Here is a 20330-nt window from a genome sequence, read left to right as displayed (position 1 = left end):
CCACCGATTGTACAGCCATTAAAATGATTACCTATACCTACCATCTACATACACAATCGGGGCCCAACACAGCGTTTCAACAGGCAGCCCCCACCCAGACACATACCGCTTTGGCGGGGGCAACGGGTCGAAAAGCAACCGATTTACTCACCCGCCTGGCTCCGTTGCTCAGCACCCCCGAAGCGCCCACAATGGAACAGTTTCAACAAGCCCTCGACGGTTTTCTGAGCTGGTTTCGGCAAGGCTACGAGCAAACAAAAGGCTCGCCCTGCCCTTTTTCAGACGATGAGATTACTGAGGGTGTGGGGCTGTTCTGGGCCAGTACCGACGGAAAGGCCGTGCTGATAAGTCTGGGGAATTTTCAGTTTTGTTATCTACACAACAACCAACTGCAACCTATTGCCCCAAATGACCAAACTCTGCAACTCCCCGTCGGTGCGCTTATTCTGGCCGACCCTACCCGCTCCAGTGTAGCCGAATCGGTGATTAAAGCGTACCGGGATAATAACGAGCAGTGGGATGTTTTGATAACCCAATCGTTTTTGCACCCGGTTGGCCTGGTATGGACCCAGGGCGTACGTGAAACACCGCCCCCGCCAATTCCGCCAATCCCGAATCCGTTATGGGCCAGACTAGGCATTGCCCTGATAACGGGCCTGATGGCGGGCTTGGTATGGGCCGTTTATCAGGGTTGGCTCCCGTTTCCGACCGATGAGCCGGTTGCTCAGGATACCACCCAGGCTATGCCCGACACGCTCCGGGTGCTCCCAGTCGATTCTACTCCTGTTGCCGAAAGGCCACTTCCTGCTTTGGTAGATTCAATACAAACCACGCCCGAAACCGTCGAAGCAGACTCAACGTCGCGCGAGCCCTTGCCGCCATCAGCCGATTCGGGACCGCCACAAGTGGATAACAATAACAGGACACCAAATTCAAAAACAAAGGCAGGTCAGCCCGCCGAATGGTATCGGGAGACGGGGATGACGGCTTTCCATAAAGCCAAAAAACTTGAAGATAATGGGAAGGTCCAAGAAGCAATTGTTCAGTACCAGGCAGCCTTAGATCGTTTCAGGCAATACAGCCAACTGAAGCCGGAAAACAAGAATGCGGTTCAGAAACAGATCGACAGCTGCGAACAAAAGCGCCAAAAACTAACAACGCCCCCTAAATTCTAACTAGTCTCGATGGATTCGACAACCATACGCCCAAACGCACCGATGCAAAAAACGATACTCAGGACTACGAGCCTGTTATTCTTTTCAGGTGTCATTGGCTTGTTTGGCCAGTGCCGAAGCGAAAACCCTATGGATGGGCAATGGCGCATTACCAACACATCAACGGGCGACACCTACGACTGGAACCATCTGGATGACGAGGGTGCGCACTTTCAGCCTACCCGGATACATAACCTATGCGACTGGATTCAGTACCATCAGGAACAGGCTTCACCGGTTTACCTGGAAATTGCAGGCAGCCAACTACGTTTAAAGGACAATACCGGTAAAGTGATCGCCACCATGCAGGGCAAACTTAACACCGATGTTACCCGACATGGCACGTATAGTATCGATACACCGCCCTTACTGAAAAGTAGCCGACAGTTTGTGGAACAGACAATCCCTGTAAATAGTATTGTAAAGGCGACGCTCCAGAAAGGTGAACTAATGCTCGAATCGGAAGAGGGGGTATCGTATCGACTTAAAAGGCGGTAGTGAAACGGGCAGGTAAGCACATAACCCGGCTTCTCGCCTTCCAAGCCATAATGCTGGATGTGTATACACGTAGTCAGGTTCAGGCGAATGCATCTTCAATGTGTTTCACCTGAGGCTCGTTATTCACAAGGGTAATAGCAATGATGTCGAACCGAACATCATGAAACCAGCCGTGAGCGAATATGTAGTGTTCAGCCGCTTTCATAATCAGTTTAGCCTTCGTATAGGACACAAACTCCTCCGGATTCCCGTAACTGACATTCGTTCGGGTTTTGACTTCGGCAAAGACCATTATTTTCCCTTTTTTGGCGATCAGGTCAATCTCCGCATGTTGGTAGCGGTAGTTTTGGGCCATAATTTCATAGCCTTTTTCGCGCAGGTAACGGGCGGCTTCCGCTTCACCCTGTTTGCCGGTTTCATTGTGCTGTGCCATCAGTTTAAGTAGGTTACGGAGACAAAATCGAACGAAACAGGCCCGTCTGATTGTTAATATAAGGAAGTTGCCTTATGAAAGGCTGGTTCCTACGTAAAGCAATGAATAGGGTTATTAATAAACAAGTTGACGTTCGTAAATTAGGCTCCATCGCGTATCAGGAAGCCTGGGATGAACAGGAACGTCTGTTCGCCACCATCGTCGATCAGAAATTGGCGAACCGTGCCGTTTCCCCGGATGAACAGCAACCGACTGCCAATTACCTGCTCTTCTGCGAACACCCACACGTATATACCATTGGCACGAGTGGGCATGAGGAAAACCTTCTGGTCGATGAAACCCGGCTGGCTTCGGAGTTTGGCGCATCGCTTTTCAAGATTCGGCGCGGGGGCGATATCACCTACCATGGTCCCGGCCAGTTGGTGGGTTACCCAATTCTGGATCTGGATAATTTCTTCACGGACATTCATCGTTACATGCGGCTGCTGGAAGAAAGCATCATTCTGACGCTGGCAGATTATGGTTTGCAGGCAGGCAGAATCGAAGGCGCTGGGGCCGAACGGCTCACGGGCGTCTGGCTCGATGTGGGCGGAATCAACCCCCGAAAAATCTGCGCATTGGGCGTTAAGGCAAGCCGTTGGGTAACGATGCACGGTTTCGCCCTGAACGTTAATACAGATTTGAGTTATTTTAACCATATTGTCCCCTGTGGCATCACCGACAAAGCCGTTACCTCACTCGCGCTTGAGTTGGGTCATGAGGTGCCGCTGGACGAGGTGTCAGACAAAGTACAACAGCATCTGTTTACGCTGTTTGACATGGAACCGGTTACTCAGTGAGATCGCGATACAAGACGTGGCCCGATGCCCGGACATGACCCGGAATCATCTTTACAGCCTTGCTTTTATCTAAACCTTGACAATGAAAAAAGACATTAATTTTTTGCCCGTTGAGGGCGTACAGATAGTAATTGCCCGTAAAGAGAATGTCCTTGGAGGGTATGACTGGCAGGTGTTTCTGATTAATCAAAACGACGTGCCGATTAAAACAGTCTTCGTTACCTCGAAAGGATACGGGCTTAAGAATGATGAAGAGCAGAAAACGTCGACCTTACGGCATTTTTTCGTCGAAGTGATGCCCGGTGCCCATGAGGTTGTCGAAACGATCATGCCCGACGTATTTCACCTGAACAATGAATACTGGGTCAGCTATTTCATTGACGAGCAGATTTTCGACAAGAAATTCATCTTCGTGCCCGACAGCATTGTCGAAGAAAATCTTGTAACTATCCCCGCGCTGGGTCTGGAGGGAATTCTGCACGCTTAAGTAACGCGGACAGGCTGCGTTACCCACTACCCGCGCTACTCAAAATACCCTATGCCTCAACCCGTCTCCTGGAAACGTCGTCTTAAAAACTTCTTGTTTATCGACCTTAAAACGGTGGCGGGAGAGCCATCGCTCCTATCGGTCGATCCCCGTTTGCAGCGGCAGTGGGAAGAGAAAAGCCGGTATTTTAAAAATGATGATGAACTTTCGGCCGCAGGCTGGTACGACCGGAGGGCCTCGTTCTTTGCCGAATTTGGCAAGATCATCTGCATTGGGGTAGGTGGGCTGTTTTTCGATGACGACGACAAACCCCACCTGAAGGTCAAGTTGCTGAGCAATGACGACGAAGTTCCGCTGCTAACGGAGTTTCTGGCCATCGTGAACCGGTACCCACCCGGCGAACTGACCCTTTGCGCACACAATGGCAAGGAATTTGACTTCCCATATCTGTGTCGGCGGCTGATGGCCAATGGACTTCCACTACCACCGGCCCTGCAGATTTCCGGCAAGAAACCCTGGGATATTCCCCACCGCGACACGCTTGAGTACTGGCAGTTTGGCGATAAACGGCATTTTGTGCCCCTCGATTTGCTGGCTGCCGTTCTCAATGTACCCACCCGCCCCCTCGAATGGACCGGCGACCGCACCAGCGAGGTGTATTACCGCGAACACGACTGGCCCCGTATTGAAAAGTACGCCCGCGACTCGATGGTGATGCTGGTGCAGGTTTACCTGAAGATGGTGGGTGCCCCGCTCGTGGCCGACGAGCACATTGTTATGAGTGACTAAGTTGCCTTTAGGGATTGGTTATCCGTTATTAGTTGATAGTGAATCCACTCAACAATAAAGTGCCGTTTGAGTTTTAGCCTTACTCCTCTCGACATTGATAGCCCTAACCCAAACGACAGGAACTCAATGACCAACAACTTTATAACGAATAACTGCAACAGCAGTCCATAATTTTTAGTCGGGCCAATAACGTCCGGCAAGTAACATGAGAAACGGAAAACCGAAACAAACTAACTATACAAAGGATGCCGCCAGCCAACCGACCGGTCGGCAGTCCAACACCGCACGCCCACGCGAAAAAGGGGTAGAAAAATCAGGCAAAAGCCACGGTCGTCCTATTCAGCAGGCCGACTCGTTTCTGGACGAGATGAAAAACGACATTATGGCGTTTTTCCAGATTAACGACCAACAATCGTTTACGCAGGAGCAGGTTCTCGAGCATTTCGACACCAGCGACCGGCGCATGAAACTTATCATGCACGGCCTCATTGGTGAACTTACCGACGAAGGCACAATTGTGCGCCAGCCCGACGGTAGCTACCGCGCAGATGCCGACGCCAACATTATTGAAGGCGTTGTCGACCACGTGAACTCGCGCTTTGCCTTCGTTATTCCCGATACAGCCGCTGGCACAGTCCGCGACCGCGATGATGATATTTGGGTATCGTCGGACGACCTCGCCGGGGCTGTCGATGGTGACCGCGTACGCGTGGTGCGCCTTCAAGACTCCCGCAATGGAGGCCGTAATGCCACCCGACGCCGGATTGAAGGCAAAGTGGCCAGCATCGTGGAGCGGGGCCGTACAGAACTGGTGGGCCGCATTGAAGTCTGGCCAACCTACGGATTCGTAGTGCCCGACAGCAAGAAAATCTACGATGACATTTTCATCCCGAAAGAAAAACTCGGTGGTGCCAATGATAACGAGAAGGTCATTGTTCGCCTGACGAAATTCCCCGACCCCAATAGCAGCAAACAGCGGTTTGAAGGCGAGGTGATCACGGTACTGGGCGTGGCTGGTCAGAACAACACTGAAATGCACGCGATTCTGGCAGAATTCGGCCTGCCCATTCACTTCCCCGCCGAGGTGGAGAAAGAAGCCGAAGCCATCCCGACCAAAATTCTGAAAAAGGATCTGGCTAAACGGCGCGACATGCGGGATGTGACGACCTTCACCATCGACCCCATTGACGCTAAAGATTTCGATGATGCCCTGTCGGTACAAATACTTGATAATGGCAACTTTGAAATTGGCATTCACATCGCCGATGTAACCCACTATGTGCTACCCGGTTCGAAGCTGGAAGAAGAAGCCTTCAAACGGGCAACGTCCGTTTATCTCGTTGATCGGGTGGTGCCCATGCTTCCAGAAAAACTGTCGAACGGACTGTGCTCGCTGCGTCCCAACGAAGACAAACTGACTTTCTCGGCCGTTTTCGAGATGACGCCCGACGCCAAAATCGCGAATGAATGGTTTGGTCGAACAGCCATCCACTCCAACCGCCGATTCGCCTACGAAGAAGCACAGGATATTCTCAACAGCAACAGTGGCGACTACATAGAAGAGCTGCGCCTGCTGAACGAGCTGGCCTACAAACTCCGCGACGAGCGTTTTAAAAACGGAGCGATCAACTTTGAAACGGTTGAGGTGCGTTTCCGGCTCGACGAGAATGGCGTTCCGCTGGCCGTTTACCCGAAGATTCGGCAGGACACGAACAAGCTCATCGAAGAGTTTATGCTGCTGGCGAACAAACGGGTGGCCGAGTTTGTGCACTCACTCTCGAAACGCAACAAAGGCGGTGAAGAGAACACGATGGTTTACCGGGTACACGAATCCCCGGCCGAGGATAAATTGCGCAGTTTCTCGGATTTCGCCCGGAAGTTGGGGTACAAACTCAACGTCGACGATGAGCATCTGTCAAACTCCATGAACCGGTTTATGGCGAGCATCGAGGGCAAGCCGGAAGCCAATATGCTACAGCAACTGGCCGTACGAACCATGTCGAAGGCGCGGTACAGCACCGAAGACCTGGGACACTTCGGGTTGGCCTTTAAACGGTATTCGCACTTCACCTCTCCCATCCGTCGTTATCCCGACATGATGGCGCACCGCCTGTTGCAGCATTACCTGGACAAAGGCAAACCCGCCGATCGCGACGAATACGAAGAGAAATGTCGGCATTCGTCGGAACGGGAGAAAATGGCTTCCGATGCGGAACGGGCCAGCATCAAGTACAAACAGGTTGAGTTCATGAGCCGGATGGCTCCCGATCAGGTGTTTGAGGGTGTCATCTCAGGCGTTACGGAGTTCGGTATCTTCGTAGAAATCACCGAGAACAGTTGCGAGGGTCTCGTGCGTATGCAGGACCTGAGCGACGACTTCTACGAATTCGACCGGGACAACTACCGCATCATTGGCAGCCGTACCAAAAAGATGTACACCTTTGGCGATGCCGTGGTGGTACGGGTGAAAGAAACCAACCTCGCCCGCCGAAGCATGGACTTCGCGCTCGTCAGCGACAGTGCCGGTCGGGCTACCGATGCGGGCTCCGGTCGTCGGTCGGTCCGCAGCGACAGCAGCCGGTCAGGTAGTTCGCGTGGGGCATCGTCGTCCCGCTCGGGCGGTGGACGAGGCAAAGAAAGCGTAGCTGCGAAAGGTGAAAACCGGCGCGGAGGACGCGGACGGCGCTAGTGTTTGCGGGGATTACGCTAAATAATGGCGTAATCCCTGCCAGTTGTTTCGAAAACAACTTGCGTTTTAGTGGTGTAATCTGCTATATTTGCACTCCCAAACAGGGACATTGCCTGCTTCCGTAGTTCAATGGATAGAATTTCGGTTTCCGGTACCGACGATAGGGGTTCGAATCCCTTCGGGAGCACAAATTAAGGAAAAAGGCTAATCAGGATTAGAGTTAATGTAGCTCAAAATCAACTGATTAGCCTTTTTCCTTTTCGGTACTTTATTAAAAGAAATACAGTTTCGTCAACTAAATCCGTCAACCAATCCGTCAACTGGATTGATATTGTTTGTAACTTGGTACTGACCAAACCAAGTTAGACCAATGAAAACGATTACAGATGAGAACATAAAGTTCTTGCTCAAAGACCCTCGCGCTGACCGCCCTACCCTCATTTCCCTAGTTTACCGCTACAATAACACGCGCTTCGTGTATTCAACGGGACTAACCATAGACCCCTATCAGTGGAACACAGAGGATCAACGCGCCTACACAAATCAAAAGGGCCGCGCAGACCGGGAAACTTACCAGACGATCAACGCAGGACTCGACCGACATAGAGCCGCGTTAAAGAAGATATTAACCCGGCTACAACTGGCTACTGTCTCTCTGGACAATACCATTTTAAAACAGCACCTCAACGCAGAACTAGGACACGTTCAGAAAATTAAACCCGCACCGGTTGTTGTAACGGCTCAGGAAACGTTCATGCAGTTTATTGAACGATTTGTTGATGAGGGCCGCGCCGGTCGTCGGCTCAATGCAAAAAGTACTCACTACTCCCCCTACACCCTCGCGGGATACCTCAAACTAAAAAGGTTGTTACAGGACTACAGCAATGCTACAGGGCAGAAAATTGACTACCCCGCGTATAGCCTTGAGTTTTATAATAATTTCAAAGGTTGGCTAACCGGGCGCGGGTTAACGCTCAATTATGTAGGGTCGCTGATGAAAGATTTAAAAGTGATGCTGAAACAGGCACACGGCGACGGGCTACATACAAACACCATATTTGAGCATAAGGACTTTAAAAAGTTCTCGGAGGACGTTGATAGCGTATATCTGACAGAAACCGAACTGACGAAACTTTATAACCTCAACCTGACCAGTACGCCAGGTCTGGATAAGGCAAGAGATTTGTTTTTGATTGGTTGTTATACGGGGTTGAGGTTCTCAGACTTCATGCACCTTCGGGCGGAGAATATCAAAGACCGTATTTTGACGCGTAACACGCTCAAAACCTCCGAACGAGTTTCTATACCGCTAAACTCCAAAGTCCTCGCTATCGTCGCTAAATACAACGGAGTGCCACCCCGCCCTATCAGTAATCAACGGCTTAATGACCATCTAAAGGAATTATGCAAACGGGCGGGACTTACAGAACGGATTGAAGTGAGCCGGACAAAGGGCGGAGCCAATGAAACCCGATATCCTGCAAAGTGGGAATTGGTAGGGACTCATACAGCCCGACGTTCATTTGCTACAAACGCCTACCTCGCGAAAGTGCCACCTGTTGCCATTATGAAGATTACAGGACACCGTTCGGAAAAGATGCTGTTACGCTACATCAAAATATCGTCGCAGGAAAACGCGGTAATGTTACTCGACCATGCACACTTTCAGTAAAGAGAATACCATGGAGTAAGGAGAAATAACCCAAACATATGTATAGGTTATTTCTCACTTCTCTCAGGGGTAAGGACAATTTTACTGTAACCTTTTTTGTCTACCTCAGCATAGTTACCCACCGACCAAACCAAGGCCAGCAATGCCAACCAATGAACCTATATCAGCATTAGAACTAACAAAAGAGTATCTACAAACTGCCCTTTTCGTTTGTTCGGCCAGTCCCTTTGGAATACAACCGTCTGCTCTTGATAACGATAAAGTAGGTTGGTTGAATAACTTTCGACAACATGAATTCTATGGAAAATTAGACAAAGAGTTAATGGATTGCTGGCACAGGTTTGGTAATGAGTCGAAACTACAAGATAGGTACTCAAAACGCCTTGTGAATTTACTTTTAGAAAACTTGATACCTTCCTTTGAATTGAGTGAAAAGGCTAAAATAGGGGTTCACAATGCAAGAGGAATAGATTATCATTTTGATGAATCTGGGAACCTGAATAGTGTTACTGAAAAGGTGTTACCGGATGAACAGGCGTTACACATAAAAACCCTTTACGATAAGGTTTATTTAATCTCTGCAACCTTGAGAGGATGCATTAAAATTATAGTAAAAAGGCTCACTGAGTTTGCCCCAGAACTCTATAAAGAGAACGGCGAAAAGTTGAGCGGTTATTTGGGTGAACCAGAAGAGGAACCTAAATCTTTGCCTACTTCGACCGATCAGGAGCCAAAAACAACGGAGCCGGGCATGATAGACCTAAATGTAAAAATTTTGTTGGCGTATCAGAGTGGTATTCTTAACGGAACGTTCCATACACTACCGCCAGAGAAACAATACAGCGTTCTATCGTTACTTTTTGGAAAGACTAAGGGTAACGTAAAAAACGCGTTAACGGCTCTTTATGGTAACGCAAACACAGACAGAAATCCTAAAAACTTACCCTCTATTGTTGAAAAGACTAATAACCTCATAACAGAAAAAGATTTGGGAATTCCGTTGGTCATCGGTCGAAAGAAACAATAAAGTTCGTAGTTACTACATACCCACTACACCTATACGGTTGAATCAATTTTGCATCGTAGCTCAGACACAAACCCGCTACGACTATGCAAAATATTACATTACACCTACAGCCTACGCCGGAACTGATAGAGAGCTTCCGCGCAATAGTTCGCTCAGAGTTAGCGAACTACACACCACCCACCCCCGCAGGCTTTGACCTCCCGGACCTGCTGACACGTCGACAAACGGCTGAAACGTTGCAAGTGTCCCTCACGACATTACACGATTGGGCAACAGACACCGACGACCGTAATGCTGTTTTAATTCCCCTCAAGATAAACGGGCGCGTTCGATACCGTAAAACTGACGTAATGGCCGCGCTGAAACAGCCGCGCCGTTTTAAACACAGTAAGGCAGTGGAGGGCCGGACCCATGGTAATTAACATTCCAATAGTCTGCAATCCGGTCGACAACTCCAGCAACGACCGAATGAGTGAATGTAGGGCATTATTAAACGCCCTCGACCATTACAAATGCAATGTTGCGCTATTCAATAATGAGTCAGCCGAATTATACGCCCTCGACTCATTACAGCATAAAGTGACATTGGAATTAATCACACTTGTAGAAGGTCTGACGGTAGGGACCAAAAAGGAGGAGGGCGTATGATTGTTCTACCAACCATTACCAGACGGACAGTACACGACCTCAACCACGAAAAGAGACGTTACCAGCTTCGTATTTGCCCACCGGGATTTACGGCCGTTCCTCAAGATTTAACCGTTGAGGATAGACGATTTAACCGGGATATTAACGCCGATCTACTTTTATCAGGTCCAAAAACAAAAGACCAGGATAGCGGAAAAAGAAAGGCTAATTTCTTCACAGGGTTACAACCAACCCGGTACGCTGATGTATATACGGGTAGTATTCGCTCAAAAGGCAAGGGAGGCAAGATGAGCCATAGTTACCTACTGGCTCGATTTACGCCCGATGCAAATACACTGACTATTCTATACTTTCCCGGTTTTGGCGGTCCCTATCCCAACCAACGGGATAAGTTCGTAACGGAGGTAATAGTACGGGGTTTACTCTAATCAACTTCACACCAGACCAACAACCGCCCCCAACGATCACAGCCGGGGGCGGTTCACTATCCCATGTACGACGGAATCAAAATACAGGATCTTTCGGTAAGTGCCGACCTCCTGCTGACACACGACCGCCTACTATTTGCCTTACCCATAGATGAACAAACCGGGGCTATTCTCGACCGTAACCGCACCGCTCAGGACAGAGGAATAAAATTTATGCTCATACCTCGATTAACGGGCGGATATCGGGTTGAGATTAAAGGGAGCCTACATAAGTTCCACAACAACGGTTTACACAATGCTAATGACTTTACCGCTAATGACCTGATAACCGCGCTCGATCAATTTGTGACAACCTACGGCGTTAACCCGTTCAGTTCGAAACTTAACAATGTAGAATTTGGCGTTAATATTCGTTTGCCGTTTCCGGTTACCCGAGTCCTCAACAACCTTGTTAGCTATAAGAACAAACCGTTTACCCTCGACACCTACAGTTCTACCCCCTATTACCAATGTGTGACACAACGGTATGTTGTAAAGTTGTACGACAAAGGTCATCAATTCAATTTGGGAGAAAACTTGTTACGGGTTGAGGTGAAGGTTTTGAGGATGGAGTATTTCAAAAAAACAGGCGTTCGGCTCGACACATTAACCGACCTGCTGACTGTTGCCAATTACAGTATATTGGGTACGTTACTGGTTGACACCTTTATCGAAATACTATTCGATGACCCAACAATCAACCCGGCAACATTAACGGCGAAAGAACGTGACGTTTACCAAAACGGGCGTAACCCTAAATTCTGGCATATACCCGACGATCTTACACCCAGACAGGCAAACACCTATAGGCACCGATTGCAACGCACAGAGCGCAAATACAGAGCGTTAATTGAGAAACACCAAAAAGGCGAAAACTGGCAGACATTAACAGCCGGGTTAATCCGTCAGAAATGGGAGCAACTAACTACCGTTAACGATGACCTGCTGACACGAATTAACGAACGCCGGGCGGTTTGGTACACCTTAACAAAACTTAACATTTCACCCCTTGCTGAATCGCCTACCCAGAGCGATAAACCAGTGACAGAACTAGAAAAATGTCCCGTTTTAACCGACCCTCAAAAACCGGAAATGTCCCGTTTTAACCCCTTGTATTTAGAGTTAAAACAGGACATACCGTTTATCCCGACCAACACACAACCGGGGGCGGTTATTTGCCCAATAACGGGCGTATCAATTCCCTCAACTCCCAAGGTAGGGCGGGGCGTTCGTCGGTTCGTATCCGCCAAAATGTTACGCAATAACGATGACCTGCTGATGAGGTTAAACAGTCGGTTCGATCAATACGCCAAAGGCTCAAAAGAGGACGATTATAACCGGGCAGCTCATAACGTCCGTAACACCCACAGTAACCCGCGTAACAACCTAAAACGGGCGGTACTCAAGATTTACCGTGAACCTACCTTGTTTGATGTCTCCAGCACATTACGACTACCTGCTGACAAACGGGCCTTGCTCGATCATTGGCAGGGGACACCATGGGAGGTAAGACTAGGATAACGTCAACAAATGTCAACATTGACGGGCGGCTCCTGCGAATGAACAACCTAACAAAACCTAACATTTAGGGTCGTTCGATTTATCGGTAAAATGATAACAAATGCTAACATTGAAGAACCTGTATAAGGGAAAGATACACCTTAGTAAAACTTAGTCTTTATACCCATATGTGTCAATTTGTGTCTGTAATTAAATGGCTATCCGTTGTACGGCTATATACCTCAATGGGAGTACTTCTCTATATTGTCTCAATATAAACTCACAGAAGTGTAGACCAAAAGAGGAGCAAACGCTACCGTCCCCAACTGACCGACTACTGACCGCGCTGGAGTATTGAAAGGGGATACGTTGGGAGATTCGTATATAAAGGCTGTTTAGAGATAGATTAAGTTTATTGGAGTTCCTAACACGTTCTTCTCAACATCTTCTCAACATACCATTTCAGTGTTTGGAGATAATTTGAGTTTATTGGAGTCCCTAACGCGCACGAGAGGGAGGACAGTTTAAAGTTTTTTTTAGTCAGTATTAAGAAGGACTTAAAGAGTTTCCGGAGTCCATAAAAAAGGGATAAAGGTTTTTCCACAGTCAATACACACACGTGTAAGTTTTTCGGAGTCAGGTAAAGGCGGAAACCTCAAGTAAGATTTTATCACGGTCATAACGCGGGCGCGTACTTGTGAAGTTTATTTCAGTCAGTCATACGCGGGCACGGAATGCATGACTAACGGCTATTTAACGGTTATTTACTACGAAAGAATTAGGACGATGCCTAGATATGACATTTGGCAGAACGGAGTTAAAACCCAGTTCAGCCGCGACAACCAGCCACAAAACCGGGGACGCAAAAAGGGACAACCAAACCGGGCTACAATTTTTAAGGCTGTTATGATCTGGTTAAGGGAACATGAACAGGCAATTGAGAAAGTACGACGTGACAGCCACAATGCACGAAGGCGGGAACGATACGCGCAAAAAAAACGGGCCGGGGGAACCACCCACCCGACCCAATGAGCCGGGGGAACCACCCGCCCGACTCTGACCAAACCAAGTAGCCAGTAAAGGCCGCTCGATTAAGGTCTAAAGTTACAACCTCCGTCAACCCGACCGTCAACTGATGCATAAATAGTTTCGCATATTGGGCAAACCGTCAACTATTCCGTCAACCACTAAAAAAATGCCTTGTAACTATCTGAATATCAACAATAGTTCAAGTCCCTTCGGGAGCACAACACAAGAAAAAGCCTTCATACATACAGTGTGAAGGCTTTTTCTGTTTTCAGAACTGTTTTCTAAGCAGACATCCCTACGTACTAGCTTAAACCGCACACGTAACATACTCACCTTTCATGCAAGGTTGCCGTGTGCAAGCGGCCGGGCAATATACACTCACCATTCCGTTAGTAATCACACTCTTACTTTGTCTTTTTCTCAAAACAACCTGACTCAACAATTCATTAACGGGTAATTACCATTAAAATACGGCAAAAACAGATAGCCTGTCAGGCCATTGCCCCCCTGATTTCGTTAGGTAGTTACGTACTTTGTCAACGCTTTACTTTCGGCCTGCAGGTCGCCCTATACTATGGAAAAGTCGCCCAATAACGAGAGCAGGCCCAGCAATCCGGCCGAACAGGATGTTAACAACGTTCCCCAGAGTGGCGATCGCCCCGGTCAGGGTACCGAGCGTACCAACGACCACTACGACCCTCAGGGGAAACCGGATGCCGACAAACGTATTTTCCCAACTCCTGATAACGTGGGCGCAAAACATAAAAACCCGGTGCTGGCGCAGCCGCCCGAAGAATTCACCGGCCTAAAACTCGGCAAACCCGCTACGGTGGCCGCTGGCGTTACCGCCGTACTTAAATCCATGGAGTTTTCGTGGAGCGAAGCGGGCGTTGGCCGGGGTACCCATGCCCTTCTGAAACTCAACCAGAAAGACGGCTTCGACTGCTCGTCCTGCGCCTGGCCCGACCCCGACGATCATCGGTCGGTGGCGGAGTTCTGCGAGAACGGGGCCAAAGCAACGGCTTCTGATGCCGACTCACGACGGGCCGATCCCGAGTTTTTCACCAAACACAGCCTGGTCGATCTGTCGCACATGACCGACCGGGATTTGAACAATGCCGGTCGGTTAACGCACCCGCTGGTGCTCAGACCCGGCGATACGCACTATCGGCCCATAGCCTGGCGGGAAGCCTTTCAGATAGTGGCCGATGAACTGAACGCGCTGAAATCGCCCGATGAAGCCATTTTTTATACATCGGGGAAGGTGCCTAATGAACCGGCTTACCTGTACCAGCTTTTTGTACGAGAGTTTGGCACCAACAACCTGCCCGACTGCTCCAACATGTGCCACGAAAGCAGCGGCTCGGCGCTGAGTCCTACCCTTGGCTTAGGTAAAGGTTCGGTAACGCTCAATGATGTTCACGACGCGGAGGTTATCCTGATCATGGGCCAGAATCCCGGCACCAATCACCCGCGTATGCTCTCGGCGCTGGAAATCGCTAAACGTAAGGGGGCCAAGATAATTGCCATCAATCCGTTGCACGAGGCCGGGCTGAGCCACTTCAAAAATCCGCAGGATTATATGAATCCCATCAAAGCCGTAGGCACATTGCTCGGTAAAGGCACACCCATTTCTGATCTGCATCTACAGGTGAAGATCAATGGCGACATGGCCGTGTTGCGGGGCATCATGAAACACCTGCTGCGAGCCGAGGAGTTGAACCCTGGCGAAGTGATCGACCACAAATTCATCGAGGAGTATACCGCCGGTTACGACGAGTTTCTGGAAACGATTCGGAACACCAGTTGGGAGGATATCGAAGAAATGAGCGGCCTATCGCGGGAGCAGTTGCTCGAAGCGGCCAACATCATTGCGCCCAAACAGAAGATTATCACCTGTTGGGCAATGGGTCTTACCCAGCAGAAAAATGGGGTAATGAGCATTCAGGAAATTGTCAACCTGCACCTGATGAAAGGGGCCGTTGGCAAACCCGGTGCCGGTACCTGTCCCGTTCGCGGCCACTCCAACGTGCAGGGCGACCGTACCATGGGCATCTGGGAGCGACCTCATGACGACTTTCTGGATGCGTTGAAAAAAGAATACGGCTTTGAGCCACCCCGCGAACACGGCCACGACACCGTAGAGTCGATCAAGGTGATGCATGAAGGCAAAACGAATGTCTTTATAAGTTTGGGCGGCAATTTCCTTTCGGCCGCTCCCGATACAGAACTGGTGGCAGAAGCTATCCGCAAACAGAGTCTGACTGTTTTTATCAGTACTAAGCTCAACCGCGGCCACCTCGTTACGGGCAAAACGTCTCTCATGCTGCCCTGCTTCACACACCTGGATATCGACATGCAGAAGTCGGGGCATCAGTTCACCTCTTGCGAAAACTCGATGGGGGTAGTGAGTATGAATAAGGGCATACTGCAACCGCTGGAAGGTGAAATGTTGAGTGAAGTGGCCATTATATCCGGCATTGCCCTGACTACGCTGGGGGAGCGTACAAAGGTCGATTGGGTAGCGTATACCGAAAACTACGATACCATCCGGGATTCTATTGCCCGCGTGATTCCGGGCTTTGACAAGTTCAACGAGAAAATTCGTATACCCGGCGGCTTCTACCTGCCCAACGGCCCCCGCGAGCGGAACTTCACGACCGAAAATGGCAAAGCTAACTTTACCGTCACCGACATGGTGAGGCACGAGATTGAACCCGATCAATTGGTGATGATGTCCATTCGCAGTCATGACCAGTTCAACACCACGATTTATGATTACAATGACCGGTATCGGGGCGTGTACGGTGAGCGCCGGGTCATTTTCATGAACCCGCAGGACATGAAAGAACGGGGTATCCAGGAACGGCAGTTAGTCAATATCACGAGCCATTTTGAAGGACAACAGCGGAAACTGGAACGGTTCATTGCTATTCCGTATAACATTCCGAAGGGCGACACAGCCGCTTATTACCCGGAAGTGAACCCGCTGGTTCCCGTTGCCAGCGTGGCTTACATCAGCAATACGCCAACGTCGAAATTTATTATTGTCACGGTAGAGGCCGTTGCCGAACGTCTACCCGAAGGAAGCACGTCGGCGGTTCCAATAGCCGTAGAAGCCAGCTAATCTATGGCTCATAACCTGCGTAAAGCAAGGAGGTTATGGAGTTATAGTTACAACTGGTTACAAAATTTACCGGGCATAGAGAAAGTCGTTAAAATAGTGCGTACCTTGCATTCACTGCACGAACTAAAAACGCCGAACACATCAGTGGCCCGGCGTTTCTGCACTATTTTCTTAACTTAAACGCTGTTACGCGCTGGGTATATGACGAAAATTTCAACCTTAGCGTTGCATCAAGACGTTCATTTTGTACGAACGGTATAATTCCTGTACAAATGGACAACATATAAACGCCGGGCTTCAACAAGTCCGGCGTTTGTATTTCGTTAGTATAAAGGTGTTTGACATAGGCACAGATTGAACAATTTCCTTAGTTTTGTTGCACGTATCAATGATTTGCGGATACCTGATCCAGGTACCATAACTCATACCTACTATACCTATTTAAGACAGACGAATTCATTTTCGCTCTAAAACCTGTACACTACATGAACACTGAGTCAACACTAAATCCGTATCCCTGGCGCCGTTTTTACCCTAAAGAGGTGCCGCATGAGATAAATCCAGATGCTTTCCCATCATTGGCAGCTTTGATGGAAGATGGCTTCCGCCGGTTTACCGACCGGCCAGCTTACTCCTGCATGGGAAAAGAAATCACCTTTGGTGAGGTCGACAGGCTATCGGCCCAGTTTGCCTCATTCCTGCAAAACGAACTGAAGCTTCAGAAAGGGGATCGGATTGCCATTCAGATGCCCAACACGCTGCAATATCCGGTAGCCATGTTTGGGGCACTCCGGGCGGGTCTGGCGGTTGTCAACACGAACCCGCTCTACACCCCCCGCGAAATGCAGCATCAGTTTAAGGATTCCGGGGCGAAAGCCATTGTCATCCTGAGCAACTTCGCCAGCAATCTGGAAAAAATTCTGGACCGAACAGACATTCAGCACATCGTTGTCACCTCCCTTGGCGACTTGCTGGGCTTTCCCAAGAAGCAGATCGTCAACGCGGTTGTCAAGTATGTAAAGAAACTGGTGCCCGCTTACAACCTGCCCGACGCTATTTCATTCAATGATGCCCTGAGCCGGGGTAGCAGCCAGCCTTTTAAGCCGGTAGCGATCAAAAATACGGACATGGCATTTGTTCAGTACACCGGCGGGACCACGGGCGTTTCGAAAGGTGCTGTGCTAACTCACCGGAATATCCTGGCTAACGTTGAAGGACAGGATTACTGGATGAAACCCGGTGGCATTCCCGATGGCGAAGGCATCATCGTAGCAGCTTTACCGCTCTATCATGTCTATGCCCTAACGACCAACGCGCTGGCAGCACTGAAAAGCGGGTCTATGAACCTGCTGATTACCAATCCGCGCGATATGAACGCGTTTATCAACGATCTGAAAAAGTACAAGATCACCGCGTTTACGGGCGTCAATACGCTTTATAATGGTTTGCTTAATAACCCCCGCATTGGTGAAGTCGATTTTAGTCACCTTAAGGTAACTTCGGCGGGTGGTATGGCGCTGCAAACATCCGTTGCCGAACGCTGGACGAAACTGACCGGTAACACCCCCTGCGAAGGATATGGTCTAACGGAGACATCGCCGGTACTGTGCTCCAATCCGATCGACGGCTCCGTTCGGGTGGGTACGATTGGCATACCCTGGCCAAGTACTGAAATGAAAATCATCCGGGACGATGGTAGCGATGCGGCCATTGGCGAAGCCGGCGAAATAGTTGCCCGTGGCCCGCAGGTGTTCAGCGGATACTATAACCGGCCCGAAGAAACGGCCAAATCCATGCTGGGTGACTGGTTTAAAACCGGTGATGTAGGTGTCATGAATGAGGAAGGCTTCTTTAAGATTGTCGACCGGAAAAAGGATATGATTCTGGTTTCCGGCTTTAACGTCTACCCCAACGAGATCGAAGATGTCGTTGCTCAGTGTCCGGGTGTGCTCGAAGTAGCCTGCATTGGTGTCCCCGACGAGAAGTCGACGGAGGTGGTTAAGATCTTTGTGGTGAAAAAAGACCCAGACCTGACGGCCGACACCATCAAGGCATTCTGCCGTGAGAACCTGACCGCCTATAAAGTACCCCGTGTTATCGAGTTCCGGACGGAGTTGCCGAAGTCGAATGTGGGTAAGATTCTTCGCAAACCTCTACGGGATGAAGAGTTAGCCAAATTAGCGAAGTAGTCGCGTTTAGTTTTCCCAAAAAAGGGGCTTCCTGAGTAAGGAAGCCCCTTTTTTGCCGTTCATAGATATTCAGCTGTCCTGAATTTCACGTTAACCTGCATTTCAACCAGGCTACGAACTACATTAGCTTTTACGCTATTGGTGAGAAGCTATCCATCGTTTTTAATTCCTGCTGGAAACCCTTTACCTGCTTAATAAAGCGACTTGCTTTCCGGCGGGACACTTCTACCCGATCGCCATTAATAAGACCCGCGCAAAGTTGCTCTCCGGGATAAATACCTTCCAAATACAGCAAGTTAATAATGTTTTTTTTGTGCGGCCGAACAAACACTTTCGACGAAAGTCGGCTCTCCATTTTCTTGAGCGTCAGCGATACCATTAACTGGCTTCCGTCGGCGAAGTGAAACAAGGTATAGTTACCTTCACCTTCCAGCCGGACAATGCGGTGCATGGGCATCTTTTTACGATACCCCCAAAACGGTAGAGTCAAATCTGACATGGCAAACTCGCCTGCTAATTGTTCAACTTCTCTTTTGGTCAGAGGATGGGGCACTAGGGTTGATTTCATGGTATTGGGGCAAAAAGGGTGTGAATACTTTTGTTATCAAGTAGACTGGTAATGTGCTCATCTGGCGGGATGAATACGTTACCAAGTTTACAAATTATTACCTGCTAGCCAATGCATTACCTCCTAAAAATGAGCTCTTAATGCTAAAAATACCATGATCAGGGTAGTTGAATTCAGGGAAACAGGTGCCCTTTTTTGGGGAAACAGTCCATCGGGCGAACTTATTAAGCCTCTTTCTCCTTGAAAACTACAGGACATTTTTTTGATACATCAGCATGGCAACCCTGCTTGATTTGGTCGGTAACACTCCTCTGGTTGAGCTCAATCGATTGAATCCAAATCCCAACGTTACGCTATACGGCAAACTCGAAGGCAATAATCCAGGCGGTAGTGTAAAAGACCGGGCCGCCGTCAGTATGATTCAGGGTGCATTAGCTCGTGGTGACTTTAAACCCGGCATGACACTCGTTGAAGCCACCAGCGGGAATACTGGTATTGCACTGGCTATGATTGCCCGACTCTACGACATTCCCATTGAGCTGGTCATGCCTGAAAACTCAACGCGCGAACGTGTGCTGACCATGGAAGCCTTCGGGGCTAAAGTGACCCTGACCGAAACCATTGAGAGTGCGCGCGATTACGCCGATGCACAGGTGCAGAAAGGCGGCTTTCTGATGCTCAACCAATTTGCCAACCCTGATAATTACCTGGCTCACTACCGGACAACAGGCCCCGAAATCTGGCGCGATACCGCCGGAGAAATCACCCATTTTGTTTCGTCGATGGGCACCACGGGGACCATTATGGGCACCTCCCGCTTTTTGAAAGAACAAAATCCCGATGTTCAGATTGTGGGTTGCCAACCTACCGATGGCTCCTCAATACCGGGCATTCGAAAATGGCCCGTCGAATACCTGCCTAAAATCTTCGAACCACAGCGCGTAGACCGTATCATAGAGGTTTCGGCCGACGAAGCCACCCACATGACCCGTAAACTGGCCAACATAGAAGGTGTCTTTGCGGGCATGAGTAGTGGCGGGTCTGTCCACGCGGCAGTTCAACTGGCGCAGGAGCTCGAATCAGGCGTTATCGTCTGCATCATCTGCGACCGTGGCGATCGTTATCTTTCCTCCGACCTGTTTGGCTAGTTACAG

General features: G+C 49.4%; 17 protein-coding genes and 1 tRNA gene. 16 read left to right on the top strand and 2 right to left on the bottom strand.

What is annotated here, in order from left to right:
* The first annotated feature begins 23 nt into the window (after positions 1 to 23).
* Positions 24 to 1175, top strand: a complete 1152-nt coding sequence (locus CRO74_RS24795) for a hypothetical protein (protein WP_097129905.1) — start codon at positions 24 to 26, stop codon at positions 1173 to 1175.
* Positions 1176 to 1217: 42 nt separating this feature from the next.
* On the top strand, positions 1218 to 1712 hold the full coding sequence (locus CRO74_RS24790) for a hypothetical protein (RefSeq protein WP_097129903.1): 495 nt from the start codon (positions 1218 to 1220) through the stop codon (positions 1710 to 1712).
* 79 nt (positions 1713 to 1791) lie between these two features.
* Here CRO74_RS24790 and CRO74_RS24785 read toward each other — a convergent pair whose 3' ends face one another.
* On the bottom strand, positions 1792 to 2145 hold the full coding sequence (locus CRO74_RS24785) for a YraN family protein (protein ID WP_097129901.1): 354 nt from the start codon (positions 2143 to 2145) through the stop codon (positions 1792 to 1794).
* A gap of 101 nt (positions 2146 to 2246) precedes the next feature.
* Here CRO74_RS24785 and lipB point away from each other — a divergent pair, with 101 nt between their 5' ends.
* The 13 genes from lipB to CRO74_RS24715 all read left to right on the top strand — a co-directional run bounded on the left by lipB (position 2247) and on the right by CRO74_RS24715 (position 18608).
* A complete protein-coding gene (gene lipB / locus CRO74_RS24780; protein ID WP_097129986.1) occupies positions 2247 to 2984 on the top strand; it encodes a lipoyl(octanoyl) transferase LipB in 738 nt (245 codons plus the stop codon).
* 82 nt (positions 2985 to 3066) lie between these two features.
* The gene (locus CRO74_RS24775; protein ID WP_097129899.1) at positions 3067 to 3471 is read left to right on the top strand and encodes a hypothetical protein; all 405 of its coding nucleotides are present in this window, start codon (positions 3067 to 3069) and stop codon (positions 3469 to 3471) included.
* A 51-nt stretch (positions 3472 to 3522) separates the two neighbouring features.
* Positions 3523 to 4260 (top strand): 3'-5' exonuclease, encoded by a 738-nt coding sequence (locus tag CRO74_RS24770; RefSeq protein ID WP_097129897.1) that lies wholly within the window; start codon positions 3523 to 3525, stop codon positions 4258 to 4260.
* 205 nt (positions 4261 to 4465) lie between these two features.
* Positions 4466 to 6949 (top strand): ribonuclease R, encoded by a 2484-nt coding sequence (gene rnr / locus CRO74_RS24765; RefSeq protein WP_097129895.1) that lies wholly within the window; start codon positions 4466 to 4468, stop codon positions 6947 to 6949.
* 115 nt (positions 6950 to 7064) lie between these two features.
* Positions 7065 to 7136 (top strand) — tRNA-Arg (locus CRO74_RS24760).
* A 183-nt stretch (positions 7137 to 7319) separates the two neighbouring features.
* The gene (locus tag CRO74_RS24755) at positions 7320 to 8621 is read left to right on the top strand and encodes a site-specific integrase (RefSeq protein ID WP_097129892.1); all 1302 of its coding nucleotides are present in this window, start codon (positions 7320 to 7322) and stop codon (positions 8619 to 8621) included.
* 142 nt (positions 8622 to 8763) lie between these two features.
* A complete protein-coding gene (locus tag CRO74_RS24750) occupies positions 8764 to 9648 on the top strand; it encodes a hypothetical protein (RefSeq protein WP_097129891.1) in 885 nt (294 codons plus the stop codon).
* Between the two features lie 83 nt (positions 9649 to 9731).
* A complete protein-coding gene (locus tag CRO74_RS24745) occupies positions 9732 to 10070 on the top strand; it encodes a helix-turn-helix domain-containing protein (protein WP_097129889.1) in 339 nt (112 codons plus the stop codon).
* Positions 10071 to 10292: 222 nt separating this feature from the next.
* Positions 10293 to 10724 carry a hypothetical protein gene (locus CRO74_RS24735; protein ID WP_097129886.1) on the top strand — a complete coding sequence of 144 codons (432 nt, stop codon included), beginning with the start codon at positions 10293 to 10295 and terminating at the stop codon, positions 10722 to 10724.
* Between the two features lie 63 nt (positions 10725 to 10787).
* Complete coding sequence (locus CRO74_RS24730; protein ID WP_097129883.1) at positions 10788 to 12284, top strand: hypothetical protein; 1497 nt, start codon at positions 10788 to 10790, stop codon at positions 12282 to 12284.
* 904 nt (positions 12285 to 13188) lie between these two features.
* The gene (locus CRO74_RS32255; protein ID WP_262508248.1) at positions 13189 to 13323 is read left to right on the top strand and encodes a hypothetical protein; all 135 of its coding nucleotides are present in this window, start codon (positions 13189 to 13191) and stop codon (positions 13321 to 13323) included.
* 543 nt (positions 13324 to 13866) lie between these two features.
* Positions 13867 to 16419: an FdhF/YdeP family oxidoreductase gene (locus CRO74_RS24720; protein ID WP_097129879.1), complete on the top strand. Its 2553-nt coding sequence runs from the start codon at positions 13867 to 13869 to the stop codon at positions 16417 to 16419.
* Between the two features lie 485 nt (positions 16420 to 16904).
* Entirely contained in the window at positions 16905 to 18608 is a 1704-nt protein-coding gene (locus CRO74_RS24715; RefSeq protein ID WP_097129877.1) for an AMP-binding protein, read from the top strand.
* A 130-nt stretch (positions 18609 to 18738) separates the two neighbouring features.
* On the opposite strand, the gene CRO74_RS24710 is transcribed toward CRO74_RS24715, so the two are convergent.
* Entirely contained in the window at positions 18739 to 19176 is a 438-nt protein-coding gene (locus tag CRO74_RS24710; RefSeq protein WP_097129875.1) for a LytR/AlgR family response regulator transcription factor, read from the bottom strand.
* Positions 19177 to 19451: 275 nt separating this feature from the next.
* Here CRO74_RS24710 and cysM point away from each other — a divergent pair, with 275 nt between their 5' ends.
* Positions 19452 to 20324 carry a cysteine synthase CysM gene (cysM, locus tag CRO74_RS24705; protein WP_097129874.1) on the top strand — a complete coding sequence of 291 codons (873 nt, stop codon included), beginning with the start codon at positions 19452 to 19454 and terminating at the stop codon, positions 20322 to 20324.
* Positions 20325 to 20330 lie beyond the last annotated feature (6 nt).

The sequence above is a fragment of the Spirosoma fluviale genome (genome assembly GCF_900230225.1).
GTDB classification, from domain to species: domain Bacteria; phylum Bacteroidota; class Bacteroidia; order Cytophagales; family Spirosomataceae; genus Spirosoma; species Spirosoma fluviale.
This window is presented reverse-complemented; position numbering and strand designations above follow the sequence as displayed.